3 protein-coding genes are annotated in these 17,386 nt (G+C 70.9%); all 3 read left to right on the top strand.

Going from position 1 to position 17,386, the window contains the following annotated elements; translation table 11 throughout:
* The first annotated feature begins 75 nt into the window (after positions 1-75).
* The 3 genes from GAA2_RS04840 to GAA2_RS04850 are packed head-to-tail and all read left to right on the top strand — an operon-like array spanning position 76 to position 17,383.
* On the top strand, positions 76-15,018 hold the full coding sequence (locus GAA2_RS04840) for a non-ribosomal peptide synthetase (protein ID WP_159405529.1): 14,943 nt from the start codon (positions 76-78) through the stop codon (positions 15,016-15,018).
* A complete protein-coding gene (locus GAA2_RS04845) occupies positions 15,012-15,623 on the top strand; it encodes a low molecular weight protein-tyrosine-phosphatase (protein ID WP_006435268.1) in 612 nt (203 codons plus the stop codon). Before GAA2_RS04840 ends, GAA2_RS04845 begins: the two co-directional genes overlap by 7 nt.
* Complete coding sequence (locus GAA2_RS04850; protein ID WP_159405528.1) at positions 15,620-17,383, top strand: DUF4012 domain-containing protein; 1,764 nt, start codon at positions 15,620-15,622, stop codon at positions 17,381-17,383. The genes GAA2_RS04845 and GAA2_RS04850 overlap by 4 nt, the downstream gene beginning before the upstream one ends.
* Positions 17,384-17,386 lie beyond the last annotated feature (3 nt).

Here is a 17,386-nt window from a genome sequence, read left to right on the forward strand (position 1 = left end):
CGGGGGGATCAGACGGTCGGCACGCCCCATGAGGTCCGGGTCCCACGGACCTGGTGAGCGCCGGACGGGCCGACCATGAACGCCCCGACCCCGCCGCCGGTGACTCCGACTGTCGGAATCGCGCGACGATTCCGGCTCAGTGCTGCACAACGAGCGCTGTGGTTCGCCCAACAGACGGCCATGGACGTGCCGATCAACGTCGCGCAGTACGTGGAGATCGACGGACCCATCGACATCGACCTCTTCCTGCGCGTCACCGGGGACGTGGTGCGTCGCGCCCAGTTCCTCCAGGTGAGGTTCGAGGACACCGACGACGGGCTGGTGGGTGTGTACGACCCGTCGTTGCACTACTGGGCCGACGTGATCGATCTCCGGGACCGTCCCGACCCGCGTGCCGCCGCCGAGGCGATCATGCGCGAGGACTGTGCGCGACCACTGGACCCTCGGGTGGATCGCACGGCCCGCGGCTGCCTGTTCCGGCTCGCCGAGCAGAAGTTCATCGTGTACAACCGCGGTCACCACCTGCTCACGGACGGCATGGGCGGCAAGGACCGCATGGTCGAGGCCATCGCCGCCTACCATGCCGCGGTCACCGGCGGCACACCTCCGCCCGCCAAACCGGTGGACCTCGATCTGCCCGCGCGTGCCGACGACGAGTACCGCGCATCGCGTCGCTTCGACACCGACCGCGCGTACTGGCGTCAGTCCATGGCCGGAGTGGGGATCCCCGCGACGCTCGCGCATCGACGCGGCCGGCCCGAGGCACTCTCGCGACGAGTCGCGGCGCCGCTGGACACGGAGACGATGGATCTTCTCCGCCGCGCTGCCGAGGCGAACTCGACGATCCTGCCGAATGTCATCGTCGGCGCGTTCTCGGCCTACCTGTGCCGGGCCGCCGCCGAGGGCGACGAGGTGATCTTCCAGTTCCCGGTCGCCGCCCGCACCATCGCGGCGCTCCGGTCGACACCGCTGCCGGTGGCCAACATCGTTCCCCTGCGGACCGGGGTCGCGGGGCATGGATCGGTCGCCGAAGCGTTGTCCGGCAGCCAGGCGGCGCTCCTCGGTGCACTGCGGCATCAGCGTTATCGTGGCGAGGACATCTGGGCCGACGTCGCCGCCGACGAGACCAGCGGCAGGGTCCGGCGGGCCGCGGCGCAGGAGCGGTCGGGCCCGATGCTCAACCTGATGCTCTTCCAGCGCGAATTCCCCTGTGGGGAGGCGCACGGCACCTTTCACATCCTCACCGTCGGCCCCGCCGAGGACCTGGCCGTCAACATCGTCCCGGTCGCCGGTGAGGACCGGGACTCGGTGCTCATGATCGGCGTCGAGGCCAACCCCAACCGCTACGACGAGGCCGAGGTGGCCGAGCATCATCGGCAGTTCGTCGCCATGCTGCGCACCTTCGCCGACGCCCTGCTGCAGGCACCGGACACCCGCATCGACGATCTCCCGCTGGCGAATCCGGTGACGGTGGTCCGCGGCGCGATCCCCGAACCCGGGCCGGCGACCGTCCCGGAGGCGCTCGCGAGCGCGGCCGCGCGTCACGCGCATTCGCCGGTGTTCGACGAGCCGCGTACCCGTCCACTCACCTTCGGGCAATTGCACGTGCGCGCAACGGATCTCGCTGACCGCCTCCGAACCGTCGGCGTGGTTCCGGGATCCACGGTGGCCCTTGCGCTGCCGCCGGGCGTCGACCGGCTGACCGCGTGGTGGGCGATCGGGGTGAGCGGTGCCGCGGTCCTCCTGCTCGATCCGCTCGCCCCGCGGGCGGCCGTCGCGTCGTTGCCGGAGGCCACTCGTCCCGAGGTCGTCATCGCCGCGCGGTCCGAGGATGCCCCGGCATCCGAGTCCGCTCCGCGCGTGCTGACCCTCGCCGAACTCGGTGGGCTCGAGGCTTCCGGGGCGGCGGCCCGCAGGCCCGCACCGAATGACATCGCCGCATATCTCGCGATCACCGGAGCGACTTCTGAGCTCACCACCCTCGCCGTGCCCCAACGTGCGCTGGCCGCCCTGATCGCGACCGGCGTGTTCGACGCCGCCGCAACCGATCTCGAACACGGCCGGCTGTTCTTCGGCGCCCCCTCGGCGTCGTCGGCGGCCCATCTCGAGATCATCGCGGCAGCCGCGCACGGTCTGCGGCTCGTCGTGCCCGGCGCGGACGCCGTGCCCGCCACGCACGTGATCGCGACACCGGGAGATGTTCCGCGCCTGAGCGTGCAGGGACCGGTGACCTCGCTCGTGGTGGTGGGGGAGGACATCGCACCGGCCGCCCTGGTGCGCCTGGCCTTCGGCCGCGAGGTATCGGCACCGTACTGTCCGCGCGGTGCATTCGGCCCGGTGACGGTCAACCGCCGGATCGCCCGGGACGCCGCCGTCGACCACCGTTTGCCCAGCGGGACACCGCGTCCCGGTGCCGGACTCGCCGTCTTGGACCCGTCGCTGCGTCCGGTTCCGGCCGGGGTGACGGGTGATGTCTACGTGACCGGCCCGCAGGTGGCCACGGTCATCGCCGGAGATCCGGTGCACACCGCATGCACCTTCGTGGCGTGCCCGTGGGAGCGGGGAGCACGAATGCTCCACACCGGCGACCGCGGCCACTTCGATCCGGGCACAGGCTCGTTGGTGATCGACCATCACGAATATGACGTGGTGACCCTCGACGGGGTGCGCATCGACCTCGCCGCGCTCGACCGGGCGGCCGGGCAGGTCGCCGGCGTCGGGTACGCGGTCTCGGTGGTGGCGGCGGGCGGCCTCGATGTGGGCGTCGTGTGCGATTCCGACGAGGTCGACCGGCAACGCGTTCGGGCCGCGGTCCGGCGACGCGTCGACGACGAGGTGCCGGCCTCGACCCGGCCCCGTCGTGTGGTCGTCCTCGACGAGTTGCCGACCGACGTGACCGGAAACCTCGACCGGCGTGCGGCAGCCGAATCGATCGCGGCCGCACCCGAGGCGCAGACGGCGTATCGTCCGCCGTCGACGGCCACCGAGGTGGCGGTGGCCGAAGCGGTGACCGAGGTACTCGGCGTACCGCGTCCGTCGATGGACGACGAGCTCGTCCGATTGGGCGCCACCTCACTGGGATTCATGCAGCTCGCCACCCACCTCGGCAGCACCCTGCGCGTGGTGGTCAACATGCGCGACCTCGCCTCGGTGACGACACTTGCCGAGCTCGCCGCGGTCATCGAGGCCGCTGTCCCGAGGCGGACGACGTCCACCGACGGCGTCGTCGCCTATCGGCCGACCCGAGCCCAGCAGGAGATCTGGCTGCTCAACCGCGCCGACCCTCATGCGACCGTGTACCACCTGCCTGTGCGGCTCACGCTCGCCGAACAGATCTCCGCCGACGCCGTACGGATGGCGCTGATCGACGTGGCCACCCGGCACGAAGCCCTACGGACCGTGTACCCGGAGGTCGACGGGGAGCCCGTCGCGCAGGTTCGCGACCAGGACGAATCGGCTGCTGCCGCACCGGTCACCAGCGCGACCCTGGACGCCTCCGGCGTCGACCACGCGGTCTCGGCGCCGTTCGACCTGCGGACCGAGGTTCCCTGGCGAGCGGTGCTCGACGAGACCGGCGACGCCGTCGAACTGGTTCTCGTCGCCCACCACATCGCCGTCGACGAGTGGTCGCTGCACATCGTGCTGGAGGATTTCGCCCACGCGGTGCGTGCGCGTGCCGCCGGCGCAGGACCCGTCTGGGAGACCGAGGCCGTCTCGTTCAGTGCGGTCCTGGATGCGCGAGCCGCCGGCTCGACGACCGCGTCAACGCCTGCGGCGGAGGTCTTCTGGACCCGATTCCGGCGGGATGCACCGGATCGGCTCGCCTTGCCCGAACCCGCGGCGAGCACTGCGGCGGGGTCCGGACTCACCGCCGGACCGGCGGTCCACACGTGTCGGCGGATCGGGCGCGCGGTCACCGATGCCGCCGCCGCGCAAGCGCGAGAGTGCGGCACCACCGTCAACACGCTTCTGTGCGTGGCCCTCTCGGCAACCCTCGGTGAGTTCACCGACTCCGACGACGTCGTGATGTCGATGCCGGTGTCCGGGCGGTTCACCAGCGAGGAACTCCGCCCGGTCGGCATGTTCGTCGAGACGGTGCCGGTACGGGTGACCGGTGCCCGCGAGACCTCGGTCGCCGATGCGCTCGCGGTCGTCGGGGGAGACCTCGGCACCGCCGTCGCGCTGGCCGACGCCGCGCCGACCGGACTGTCCGACGTCATCTTCGCGTATCACGCGACCGCACCCGATCTCGTCGCATCGGCGGTGTTCACCGACGGTGCGACGCTGCGTACCCGCGACGCCCGAACCGCGTTGGAGTTCACCCTGATCGACGACGGGGACGGGCTGTCCGTCACCCTGACGATCGCCGAGAACCGCGTGGACGTACCGGTGGCCGCGCGACTGCTCGACAGGTTCGTGGAGGCCGTCGCGGCCCTGGCCGCCGCGGCGCCGGATCAGACCGTCGCCGAGTGTCTGTCGCCGGGCCCGGTCACCGAGCCGGGCAGCAGCCGGACCGCCGGCGTCGCTCCCGTCGGTGTCGATCCCATTCGGGCGCTCCTGCGCCACGCCGTCACACACCCCGAGGCGACCGCGGTCATCGTCGGCGACGAGACGCTCGACTACCGCGGTCTCGTCGACCGGGCTCGTGCCCTCGCGACGCGCCTCGTGTCGTTCGGGGTGCGGCCCGGCGATCGCGTGGCCCTGCTCATGGATCGTCGCGCCGACACCGTGGTGGCGATCGTCGCGACCCTGCTGGCCGACGCGGTCTACGTCCCGATCGACCCCGATCACCCGCAGGCGCGGATCGACCTGATCCTGGCCGGGACCGCCCCGGCCGCGGTCATCGACAGCCGCCTCGAGGTGACGGAAGGTCTGGGTCGTCAACGCGCGCAGCCGATGCCGGGTGCCGCCTATGTCATCCACACCTCCGGCTCCACCGGCCTGCCGAAAGCCGTGGTGGTGACCCGGCAGAACGTGGCCGCACTCCTGGGGGCAGGACTCGATCTCGTCGAGGCCTCCTCACGGGACGTCTGGGCCTGGGTGCACTCCTACGCGTTCGACTTCTCGGTCTGGGAGATCCTCGGTGCGCTTGCCTCCGGCGGCAGCGTCGTCGTGGTGGACCGTGCGACCGTGCGGGATCCCCGAGCTCTCGCCGAGACGATCGTACGGCACGGGATCACCATCCTCTCGCAGACCCCGACCGCGTTCAGCGGAATCGTCGACCTGGCAACAACTCCCGCCCCGCCGGAACTGCCGTCACTGCGGGCCGTGGTCTTCGGTGGCGAGACCCTCGCACCGAAGACGTTGCGCGCGTGGGCCGCCGAACATCCCGGTACCCGACTGGTCAACATGTACGGCATCACCGAGACGACCGTCGTCCTCACCGCCACCGACGTCGACCTCGACGACGAGCGCAGCATCATCGGCACGCCGTTCGACGGCGTCGGATGGATGGTTCTCGATCGGCGCCTGCGACCGGTGCCGACCGGCGCGGCCGGCGAGCTGTATCTCGTCGGCGAGCAGGTCGCGCTCGGCTACCTCAACGCTCTCGGCCTGACCGCGACACGGTTCGTCGCGGATCCGTCGGGGACCGGCCGGCGGATGTACCGGACCGGCGACCGGGTCCGTGAGGTGGCGCCGGGCCGACTCGCCTACCTCGGCCGCAACGACGACCAGGTCCAGATCCGTGGCCACCGTGTGGAACTCGGCGAGATCGTCTCCACCCTCCGTGGGATCCCCGGCATCGGCGATGCGCGCGTCCTGGTACGACCGGGCCGTCGCGCAGGCGACGAACAGTTGCTGGCGTTCGTGACCGAGGACGGCCTCGCCGACTTCGACGTCCTCGACGACCTCGACGAGGCGTCGATCCTGGCCGGCTGCGCCACCCGATTGCCGGGGCACGCCGTGCCGTCCCGGGTCGCGATCGTCGACGGTTGGCCGATGACCAGCACCGGGAAGATCGACCGAGACAAGCTCTTCGCGGTGATCAGCGACACCGCTCCGCCGGTCGGACGGGCACTCGGCCCGATCGAGGAGACGGTGGCGTCGGCGATCCGCGCGGTCGTCGGGGAGGACGTGGGTCACCTCGGCGCCGACACGAACTTCTTCGCCGCGGGCGGTACGTCGCTCTCGGCGGCACGCCTGGCCGCCACGCTCGCCGGGATGGGGTACCGCGTCGAGGTGGCCGACATCTTCGAGTACCCCACCGTCGCGGAACTCGCTGCCCGGCTCGCCACACCGGGGACGTCGACCGCCCCGCCGCGGTTGTCCCTGTTGTCGGACGACCGCGAGATTCCTGGAGACCTCCCGCTCACGCCCGAGCAGATGGACGTGTGGTTGCGGTGGCGGACCGAACCGGAGTTCACCGGCTACCTCCTGCCACTGGCGTTGCCGATCGACGCGACACCCGGGGACCTACGTCGTGCACTGGCCGCGATCGTGACCCGGCACGACGCACTGTGCACCGGATTCCCGATGCGCGGCGGGGTCCCGGTGCAACATCGGTGGGACGACGCCGATGTCCTCGATCACCTCGAACGGCAACTCGGTCCCGATGCCCCGGAAGTGTCGGCGTGGGACGCCTCGGTGTCGGAGCCGTCGGTGTCGGACATCTCCGGGCCGGACATCTCCGGTCCGGATGCGACCACCGTCCTCGCGTCGATGGCCACGCCCATCGACCTCGCCTCCGCGCTTCCCTGGCGGGTCCGGATCGTCCGGATCGACGGGGCCACCTGGCTTCTCGGCGTGATCCACCACATCGCCGCCGATGGTGAGTCCTTCGCGATCCTCGCCGGCGAACTCGACACCGCACTCGCCGGTGCGACGCTGCCGACGAGCGGAACGGACTATCGGCGGTACTCGGTCTGGCGGGACGAGACGCTCGAGTCGAGGCGGGCAGAGCTCACCGCGTTCTGGCGGGACGCGTTCGCCCGGCCGGTGGAACAGCTCCGGCTCCCCGAGGTGAACCTGCAGGCGGAAACCGTTGCGCCGGCGGCGGAGACGATCGTGCACCGCGCGCACGCGCATCTCGACGCGACCGTCACCGCGTCGCTCGAGGCGCTGACCGTCGCCCGGGCGTCGACCCCGTTCATCGCGGCCCACACGGCACTCGCCGCGGTACTGGCCAGGCAGTCGGGCGCACGGATGGTGACCATCGGCACCGCCCTGTCGGGTCGTCTGGACCCGGGTCTTGTCGGTGTGCCGGGGCTGTTCGCCCGCGCGGTGCCGCTGCACACGCCGATCGACCCGGAACTCACCTTCGTCGAACTCCTGTCGCGGGTGACGACGGTGGATCTCGGTGCCTTCGCCCATGCCGATCTGCCGCTCACCGAGATCTCCGAGATCGCCGACCCCGGTCGTGCCGGCGCCGGAACCCCGTTGTTCGAGGTGTCGTTCGGCGCGGTGCCGGACGCGATCGTGGAGTGGGTGGAGGCCGAGTTCCCGACCGGGTCGGCCGACAGTGCCGCCGCCGGGGTTCTGGGGATCCCGCTCTTCGGCATCGACGTCTCGATGTACCGGCACGGCGGTGCCCTGCACCTGACGATGTCCTGCACCGATTCGGTCGCGACCGCGGGCCGACTGGAGGCCCTGTGCGAGCTGGTCGTCGAGACGTTGCGACGCGGCGTGCTCGCGCCCGACGAGCCGGTCGTGTCGCTGATGAGCGCGGACGGTGAGGACGCGACGCGCCCGGAGTTCGAGCCGGAGGCCTTCGACGCGCTGCTCACGTCGTACGGTTCCGCGTCCCCGTCCGACATCGCGATCGTCGACTCGCGACATCGCATACCGGGATTCGGGGCCGAGATCACCGAGGCCGACTTCGACCGGCTGTCCACACATCTGGCGCGGCTACTGGTCGAACAGGGGGTCGGCGCGGGCGACGTGGTCGTCGAACTGCTCCCGAGATCGGCGTTCGGCATGGTCGCGACTGCCGCGATCGCCCGCGCGGGAGCGGCTTTCGTCAACATCGACCCCGCCGACCCGGTCGAGCGTCGGAACCTGATCCTCGGTCGGTGCCGTCCGTCGGTGGTGCTCACCCTCTCCGGGATCGACACGGCCGGGATCGGCACCGCGGTCGTCGCGCTCGACGACCTGTTCGCCGAGCTGCCCGCGGTGGTGCCACCCTTCGCCGACACGGAACGTATGCGGGCGGTGACACCGGACGACGTCGCCTACGTGACCTTCACCTCCGGAACGACGGGTGTGCCGAAAGGCGTCGCCGTCACCCATCGCGGTCTGGCCGGGTGGGCTCGTGACACCGTCTCACGGCTGCGTCTGAGCGCTGCTGACCGTGTGATGCACACGTACGCAACGGGTTTCGATGCACACCTGATGGGCGTCCTGCCGCCGCGGATCGCCGGTGCGACGGTGGTCATGTGCCCGCCCGATGTCATCGCGGCGGACGAACTCGCCGACCTGGTCCAGGACGCCGGTGTGACCGTCCTGCTCACCACCCCGTCGGTGCTGGCGACCCTGCGCCCCGGCGACCTACCGCACGTCCGGCACGTCGCGGTCGGCGGTGAACCGCTCGGGGCCGGTCTGATCCGTGAGTGGACCCGCGGCCGCACCCTCAGCAACGAATACGGGCCGACCGAGGCGACGGTCGCGGTGAGCAGTGCGCGGTACACCGACCCCGTCCTCGGCGCCGTGCACATCGGACGGCCACTCGACGGCGTGACCATGCACGTCCTCGACCCCATGCTGCGTCCGGTTCCGGACCACACCGTCGGAGAGCTCTACCTCTCCGGGAACTGCCTGGCACGTGGGTATCTCGACGATCCGCGGACGACCGCGGCCGCTTTCGTCGCCGGTCGGTCCGGCACGCGCATGTACCGGACCGGAGATCTGGTCCATCGCCGCGGCGACGGGACCTTCGTGATCCACGGCCGCACCGACGACCAGGTCAAGATCCGTGGAGTCCGTCTCGAACCCGCAGAGATCGATGCGGCCCTGTCCCGGCTGCCCGGTGTCGCGACCTCGGTGACCGCGGCCCGCGCCACCGCGGCCGGCGAGAAAGTCCTGGTCTCCTGGGTCGTCGGCGAGCCCGATGCCGTCCTGCGCACCGACGACCTCGCATCTCGGCTCGCGCATGTGTTGCCGCGCACCATGATTCCCGGTTCTTTCATCGAGGTCGAGGAATTGCCGATCGGCCGCAACGGTAAGATCGACGTCGCATCGCTGCCCGCACCGGACTTCGGTGCCGCCGGTGCGGTCACCGCTCGCCGCGCATTGTCGGGGGAGACCGAACTGCTCATCGCATCGGTCTGGGCGGAGGTCCTCGACCGTCCCGCCGACAGCTTCGACGCGGACTCGGATTTCTTCGCCGACGGCGGCACCTCGCTGTCGGCGACACAGGTCACCTCGAGGCTGTCCACCTCCGCCGGCGTCGATGTCGCCGCACGCCTGCTGTTCGAGACGCGGACCATCGGCGAGTTGGCCCGCAGCGTCGACGCCCTGGCCTCACAGTCGTCCGACACCGTCGCCGCACTGTTGCCGACGCCGGCGCGGCTTCCCGTACCCGATCCCTTGCCGCTGGCTTATCCGCAGCGCCGCATGTGGATTCACCACCACTTCGATCCGACCTCGACCGCCTACCACGTACCGGTGGTGATGCGGATCCGTGGTCGTGTCGACGTCGCCCGGCTGCGCAAGGCCGTCGACGAGGTCGTGGGCGCTCACGCGGTGCTCCGCACCGTCTACCCGGACTCGCCGACCGGACCGGTGCAGCGCCAGATCGAACACCGCAGCCCGGTGCTGGCGCACCGCCTCGTCGAGGTCGGTGACGATGACATCGGCACCGTGCTTCGCCAGCAGGTGACGGAATACCTGCGTGCGCCATTCGATCTCGAGAACGAACCCGGATTCCGTGCGACGGTCTTCGAGGCGGACACGTCCGAGGACACCACGGCCGACGCCCCCGAGCTGTACCTCGCGGCCGTCCTCCACCACATCGCCATCGACGGCTGGTCGATCCGCGTGCTGCTCGCCGATCTGATGCGGGCATACGAGGGTGAGCGACTGGCGGTGGCCGCCTACGAGGCCTTCACCTACGCCGACTTCGCCCAGTGGCAGATGGCGCGACTCGGTGACCCGTCCGATCGGGAGAGCCTCTACGCGCGTCAGATCAGCTACTGGACAGCGACTCTCGCCGACGTTCCGGAACCGCTACGGTTACCCGGCCACCGCGAGCACGATGCCACAGCCGGCACCGGTCGGATCACCGCGTCGGTGCCGGCACTCGCGATCCATCAGACCGCGAGGACGTTGTCGGCCACGGTCTTCCAGGTCGCGCACGCAGCTCTCTCGGCGACCCTCGGTCAGCTGACCGGCCACTGGGACATGGTGATCGGTGTCCCGGTCCACGGACGATCGGCCCCCGAATGGGAGCCGGTGGTCGGCATGTTCGTCAACACCGTCGCGCTCCGCACCCGACTCCGGCCGGACACACCGGTCCGAGACGCCGTCGAGCAGGTCCGCGACGTCGCGCTGGCCGCGCTGGCGCACAGCGACGTCCCCTATGAGGACGTCGTGCGGGCGGTCCGGCCCGCGGCCCGGAACGGCGACGATCCGCTGATCTCCGTGCTGCTCGTCAGCCAGGACGTCGTCCCCGAGGCGTCCGGTGAGATCGCCCTGGGCGGCGCGGTGGCCTCCCTCATCACCGAGGCCACCGCCACGGTCGATGCGAAGTACGACATCGAGGTGGTCCTCGCGGAGAGCGACGGCGAACTACAGGTCACGCTGGTGCATTCCGGGCAGATCCCGGACGGTGTGGCACACGCGTTGCTCGACGAGTACACGGCGGTGTTGCGCGGTGTGGGCGAGGTCGGGAAACCGTTCCCGCTCGTCGCGGTGACTGCCGGGCCCGACGGGGTCGCGGTGGCCGCACCCGACCACGGAATCGCCGAATCCGGCGACCGCACAGTCGAACTCGATGACCCCGCGCCCGGTACCGCCGATCTCGTCTCGCGAGTCGGAACGATCATGGCCGAGCTGCTCGAGGTCCCGGAGGGCTCGGTCGCGGAGTCTGCCGACTTCTTCGCTCTCGGCGGTACCTCGCTGTCGGCCACCAGGGTGACCTCCGCGCTGGGGCGCCACCTCGGCATCCGCGTGCCCACCCGTCTGCTGTTCGAGCATCCGACACCCGCCGCGCTCGCCGCCGCGGTGTCCGCGCTGGCCGACGCCGATCCGAACCACCCCGTCGATGCGGCCGAGGAGACCTTCGACCCCGCGGACGCGCTGTCGGAGGAGATCCCGTTGGCGCCGACGCAGCGCCGTATGTGGGTCGGGGCCCAGATGCTCGGGCAGGTCCCGATCTACTCGGTACCGGTCGTGGTCGGGATCCCGGCCGGGGTGACGAGCGCGGCCGTCACCGCTGCACTGGACGCACTCGTCGACCGGCACACGGCACTGCGGACCCGCTACCTGGCCACGCCCGACGGGCCGCGGCAGCGGGTCGTCGACGGATGGCGGCCGCTGGTACGGCATCTGAATGCCTCCGCGCTCACCGGCACCGCCATCGCCGACGAGTTCTCCGAACCCTTCGATCTCGCCGGGGATCCGCCGGTGCGGGTGTGGCTGCTGTCGGAGCGCAGCGTCGGAGACGCCGAAACCCCCAGCGTCGGGGACGCACCGCTCGCGGTGGTGCTCGTCGCCCACCACATCGCGATGGACGGCGAATCCGCGGCCATCGTCGAACGCGAACTCACCGCGCTTCTGACCGGGGAGGCCCTCGACCGGCAGCCGGCGGGCTTCGACGTTCTCGCGCGCCGGATGGTCGCCGAGGAACGGAACTCACGCGCCGAACTGATGCATTACTGGCGGGAGGCCCTCGACGGATACAGCGGGGAACTCGACCTCGCCGAGCATCGTCCGTCCACCCGCGACCTGCGCACCTCGGTGATCGAGTTCGCGGTCGACGACGCGCTCGCCCAATCCATCTCGTCGACGGCCCGCCGCGCACAGGCGAGTGACTTCCATCTCCTGCACGCCGCGACCGCGCTCGCGCTCGCGGCCCAGACCGGTGTCGACGACATCGCGGTGGCGACACCGGCCTCCATGCGCCGTGACGGGGACAGCGCCGGAACGGTGGGCATGCTGATCTCGACGGTTGTCCTCCGGACGCGGCTGACCGCCGGGATGACGGTCGGCGGGTTCATCGAAACCGTTCGCGACGCCGACCTCGCCGCGCTGGACCATGCGGCCATCGCCTTCGACGACGTCGTCGCACTCGTCGATCCACCGCGCGTTCCCGGGCGCCACCCCCTCGTGCAGGTGGCCTTCTCGGTGGTCGAGGCCACCGGCGTCGGCCCGGGCCCCGCCGGTTTGCCGTCGGCGCCCGGTGCGGATGCGCCGCCGGATCCCCGTGCGGATGCGCCACGCACCGCGATGGATTCGCACAGCGAGTTCGACGTGCACATCGTCGCCGTCCGTTCCGGCAACAGCTGGCGACTGCAACTTCATCACGCACGGGATCTCTTCGACGACAGCGTGATCCGCGGGCTCGGCGAGCGACTGATGGCCGCCGTCGCGGCGGTGACCGGCGACCCGGCGCGTCGTCTCGCCGCGATCGAACCCCTCACCGCGGCGGAACGCGAATTCGTCAGCCGCCGTGCACGTGTCCCCGCGCCCACCGGGACCGAACCACTGCTCGCCGACCTGTTCGCCGAAGCGGTTGCGTCGCACGGTGATCGTCCGGCGATCGCCGACGGCACGCGCACCCTCACCCATCTCGAGTTCGACGCGTGGGTGTCGGAGACGGCGCGTGCCCTCCGCGCACGCGGCCTCGGGGCGGGCGACGCGGTCGCGGTGGTCGTCCCGCGCTCCATCGAATCGGTGGTCGCCATCTGGGCGGTGAGCCGCATCGGCGGGGTCTGCGTCCCCGTCGACGTCACCTATCCCGCGGCCCGGATCGACCACGTGGTCGCCGGGGCACACGCGACGGCCATCGGTCGCGGTGACATCCCCGAACAACCGACGGGACCGGTTGCCTCGGAACCGATCACACGCGTCTCGCCGGACTCGCTGGCCTACGTCATCACGACGTCGGGCACCACCGGCACGCCGAATGTCGTCGGCGTCACCCATCGGGGCGTGCATCGCGTGGCCGCGCTCGGAGACGTGCAGTCCGGCGACCGGGTGGGGATGGCGATCAGCCCGGGCTTCGACGCGACGTTCCACGACATGCTGCTGCCGCTGGCCTCGGGCGCGACGCTCGTGGTCGTTCCCCCCGAGGTCGTCGGTGGACGCGAACTCGCCGAGTTCCTCGACCGCACCCGGGTCAGCGTGTTCACCGCGACGCCGTCGGTGATGCGGACGATGCGACCGGAATCGATCACGGCGCTGCGGCTGGTCTACATCGGCGGCGAGGCGCTGCCGGCCGACCTCGCGGCGGCCTGGTCGGAGCGGGCGCAGGTTCTGAACATCTACGGCCCGACCGAGACGACGGTGACGGTGTCCACCAGTGCCTACCGTCCGGGCGAGCCGGTGCGGCTGGGGCACCCGCGCCCCGGGATCGGCGCCGAGGTCCTCGACACCCGGCTTCGACACGTGCCGCCCGGCGTGGTCGGCGAGCTCTACGTGAGCGGAACCGGGGTCGCCCGTGGTTATCTCGGGGATCGAGCGCTGACCGCCGCGACCTTCGTCGCCGGGAACGACGGGCGTCGCCGCTACCGGACCGGCGACCTCGTGCGGTGGGATCGCGAGACCGGCGAACTGATCTACGTCGGTCGCGCCGACCGCCAGATGAAGATCCGCGGCCAGCGCGTCGAGCCCGCCGAGATCGACGCCGTCCTGGTGGGAGCCGGGGCCCGGCGCTCCGTCACAGTGCTGCGGCCCGGTCCGGCCGGTCCCGCCCTGGTGTCCTATGTGGTCTCGTCGGTGCCCGCCGACCGGCTCGCCGACACCTGCCGCGCGCTCCTGCCGCGGCACATGGTGCCCAGCCGGATCGTCGAGATGGCCGAGCTGCCCCTGAGTGGTGCGGGCAAGCTCGATCAGCGGCGTCTGCCCGAGCCGGTGTGGTCGGAATCGACCCGGGAGCCCGAGACGCCCACGGAGTCGACGGTCCGCGACGCGTTCCGGGCGGTGCTGGACGAGCACGGCGTCGGCATGGACGACGACTTCTTCGGGATGGGTGGCAATTCCCTCGCCCTTGTGCAGCTGCGCGACGAACTGACCCGCCGCACCGGGATCACCGTCGACGTCGCGGACCTGTTCACGCACCGCACGCCGGCCGAGGTCGCCCGCGTCGTCGGCGCCGTCTCCTCGGGCGGGGGCACCGGGGTCGACCAGCGCGTGGTGCCGCTCTCGCGGGTGGGAGCCCCCGCGCCCGACGCCCCCGACCCCGCTGCCCCGGGGTCCCACGGCCCGCTCGTGTGGTGTGTGCACACCGCCACGGGGATCGTCGAACCGTTCCGCGCCTTCGGCGCATCGCTGGACTCGGCCGTGGCGTACGGCCTGCAACTGCCCGAACTGGTCGTCGCCGCCCGTGCCATGCCCGCGACCCTGCCGGAGATCGCGGCCCTGCACGTCGCCGCCGTCCGGAGCCGTCAGCCGGCCGGCCCGTACCACCTGGTCGGCTGGTCACTGGGAGGGGTCATCGCACACGAGATGGCCCGTCAGCTGGTGGCGGCCGGGGAGCAGGTCGCCGTCCTGATGGTCCTCGACTCCCGGACCCCCGACGACCTGCAGGGCGTCACCGACGACGAGCTGCTCGGCGCGGACCACCCACTCCGCGCCGTGGCCGAACGACACGACCCGCAGGCAGTTCGGCGGTTCGAGGACCGGTCACGCACGCTGGCGGCCGCGCTGCGGTCCTACGAATTGGGTCCGGTGCCCGTCGGTAAGGTCATCTACGTTGCCGCCGAGGACAATCCGGACATCCAGAGCTGGGGACGGGCGGTCCGGCACGATGCCGGGACCGCGGTGCCGGAGGTGGACGTGATGCCCGCCGGTGTGACACATGCGCAACTGGGCGATCCCGACGTGATGCGTCGGCTGGCCAGGAGAATCGAGGAGGAATGGTGACCGGATCCGACCGGGACGCGACGTCGACGGGGCTGTCGATCCTGTTCGTCTGCACGGGCAACATCTGCCGCTCGCCGATCGGCGAACGCGTGCTGACCGGTCTGGCCGACCGCATGCGGGCCGCCGGCACGGAACTCGCCGTGACCGCGAGCAGTGCCGGCACCGGCGCACTCAACGGTCAGCCGATCCACCCGCATTCGGCCGCGGTTCTCACCGAACACGGTTACGACGCCTCGGGTTTCGAGTCCCGATACCTGCGTCCGCCGATGCTGGTGCAGGCCGACCTCGTGTTGTGCATGAGCCGCGACCACCGCGCCGCGGCCCAGCAGATGGCGCCCGCGCGCTGGAAGCGGGTGTTCACCCTCACCGAGTTCGCCGCGCTGTCGGAGACCGGCACCCCGGACGAGAACGGCACACTCGCAGCAATCATGGCGGGACGGGGGCGCGTCGATCCCAACTCCTCGCTCCTCGACATCGTCGACCCGATGGGCCGTCCGCGTGAGGACTTCGATCGTGTCTTCGCCGAGATCGAGCCGAAGGTCGAGACCGTCGCCGGATGGCTGGCGGCACAACAGGTCACCGAGACGACAGGGGAGAGCCGATGATCCGCCGCATCGCCGGAAACCGGGCGGTCCAGATCGTCGCCGTGATCGTGGTGCTCGCCGGCGCGCTCGTCGCCTGGCTCGCGTACTCGGCGCTGAAGGTCAAGGGCGATCTGGAGTCGGTCCGGACCGACGCCTCGAAGGCCCGGACCCTGATGCTCGACGGCGATCAGGCCGGAGCCGCGCAGGCCGCCGCGGCTGCTGCCGACAGTGCGCAGGCCGCGTCCGATCGGTCCCACGGCATCATCTGGTCCGCGGTGGCCGCGATCCCGGGGATCGGGTCTCCCCTCGAGTCGGTGCAACAGATGAGCGACGCCGTCGAGGCGCTCTCCGCCGACGTCCTCCTCCCGGCCGCGGACCTCGCCGGCGTGCTGAACCCGGATCGGCTCCGGACGGGGAACACCGTCAACCTGAAGCTGCTGCGGGAGGCACAGCCGGAACTCAGCAAGGTCGCCGCCCGCTCGACCGAGGTGGCCGGCGAGGTGGCGGCGATCGACCCGAGCTGGCTCGGCGTGGTCGCCGACGCGAGAACCCAACTCGCCGAACAGGTCGACGCAGCCGAGTCCACCCTGGTCGCCACCGACATCGCCGCGAAGCTCATCCCGCCGATGCTGGGTTCGTCGGGGCCGCGCAACTACTTCCTGGCCTTCCAGACGCCGTCGGAAGCCCGCGGAACCGGCGGCCTGGTCGGCGGTTTCGGCCTGCTCAACGCGACCGGGGGGCGCGTGACGGTTCCGGAGCTGGGGGCCAACTCGGAGTTCCGCGACCCGGCGACGCCGAAGATCAACCTGGGGCCGGAGTACGACTCGGTCTATTCGTATTACAAGCCCTACACCGACTTCCGCAACGGAAACCTCAGCGCGCACTTCCCCGACGCCGCGAAGATCTGGCTGGCCAACTGGCGCGCCCAGACCGGCCAGCAGCTCGACGGCGCCATCGCACTCGACCCGATCGCGCTGAAATACGTGCTCGAGGTCGTCGGAGCGGTGACACTGCCCGGTGGGGAGAAGATCACCGCCGACAACGTCGTGCCCATCACGCTGTCGACCTCGTATCAGCGGTTCGCCGATGACAACGAGGCGCGAAAGGCGTACCTACAGTCCATCTCCGAGGCCGTCGTCAAGAAGCTGATCACCTCGGGCGGCAGCACGCGCGGCCTGCTCGAGGCGCTCGGACGCGGCGTCCACGAACGCCGGATCATGGTCTACAGCACCACGCCCGCCGAACAGGAGATCCTCGAGACGACCAAACTCGGTCACCAGATCTCCGACACCGACGCGCCGTACCTGCAGGTGGCCATCGGCAATGCGTCGGGCAGCAAGCTCGACTACTACCTGCGTCGCGAGATCGACTACACCTCAGGCGATTGCAGCGGGGACACCCGAGAGAGCACGATCACCGTCACCCTGACCAACACCCTCGACCAGACCGGGCTCACCGACTACGTCGCCGGTGGCCTCGGCACGGAACTGGCGGTGCAGAAGGGCACCAACCTCGCCAACGTGGAGTTCCTCGCCACCAAGGGCGCGGTCCTCAAGGAGATGACTCTCGGCGACGCCGGTGCCTTCTACGTCGAACAGACCCTGCACGGCCGGCCGTACTACTCGACCCGGGTCGGCGTGGCACCGGGACAGAGCACCACGATCACGTTGAAGATCGACGAGCCGACCTCCGCGGCGGGCGAGGCCGTCGTCCCGGTTCAGCCGCTGGTCGACGACCCGACCGTCACGGTCGACGTGCCCGCGTGCGGGTCGCGGAAGTGACCG

The organism is Gordonia ajococcus (assembly GCF_012974285.1).
Taxonomy (GTDB): Bacteria; Actinomycetota; Actinomycetes; order Mycobacteriales; family Mycobacteriaceae; genus Gordonia; species Gordonia amicalis.

What these genes read in the sequence shown, in the direction of transcription:
- GAA2_RS04845 (WP_006435268.1), top strand. Translation starts at nt 15,012, where the DNA reads ATGGTGACCGGATCCGACCGGGACGCGACGTCGACGGGGCTGTCGATC.
- GAA2_RS04840 (WP_159405529.1), top strand. Translation starts at nt 76, where the DNA reads ATGAACGCCCCGACCCCGCCGCCGGTGACTCCGACTGTCGGAATCGCG.
- GAA2_RS04850 (WP_159405528.1), top strand. Translation starts at nt 15,620, where the DNA reads ATGATCCGCCGCATCGCCGGAAACCGGGCGGTCCAGATCGTCGCCGTG.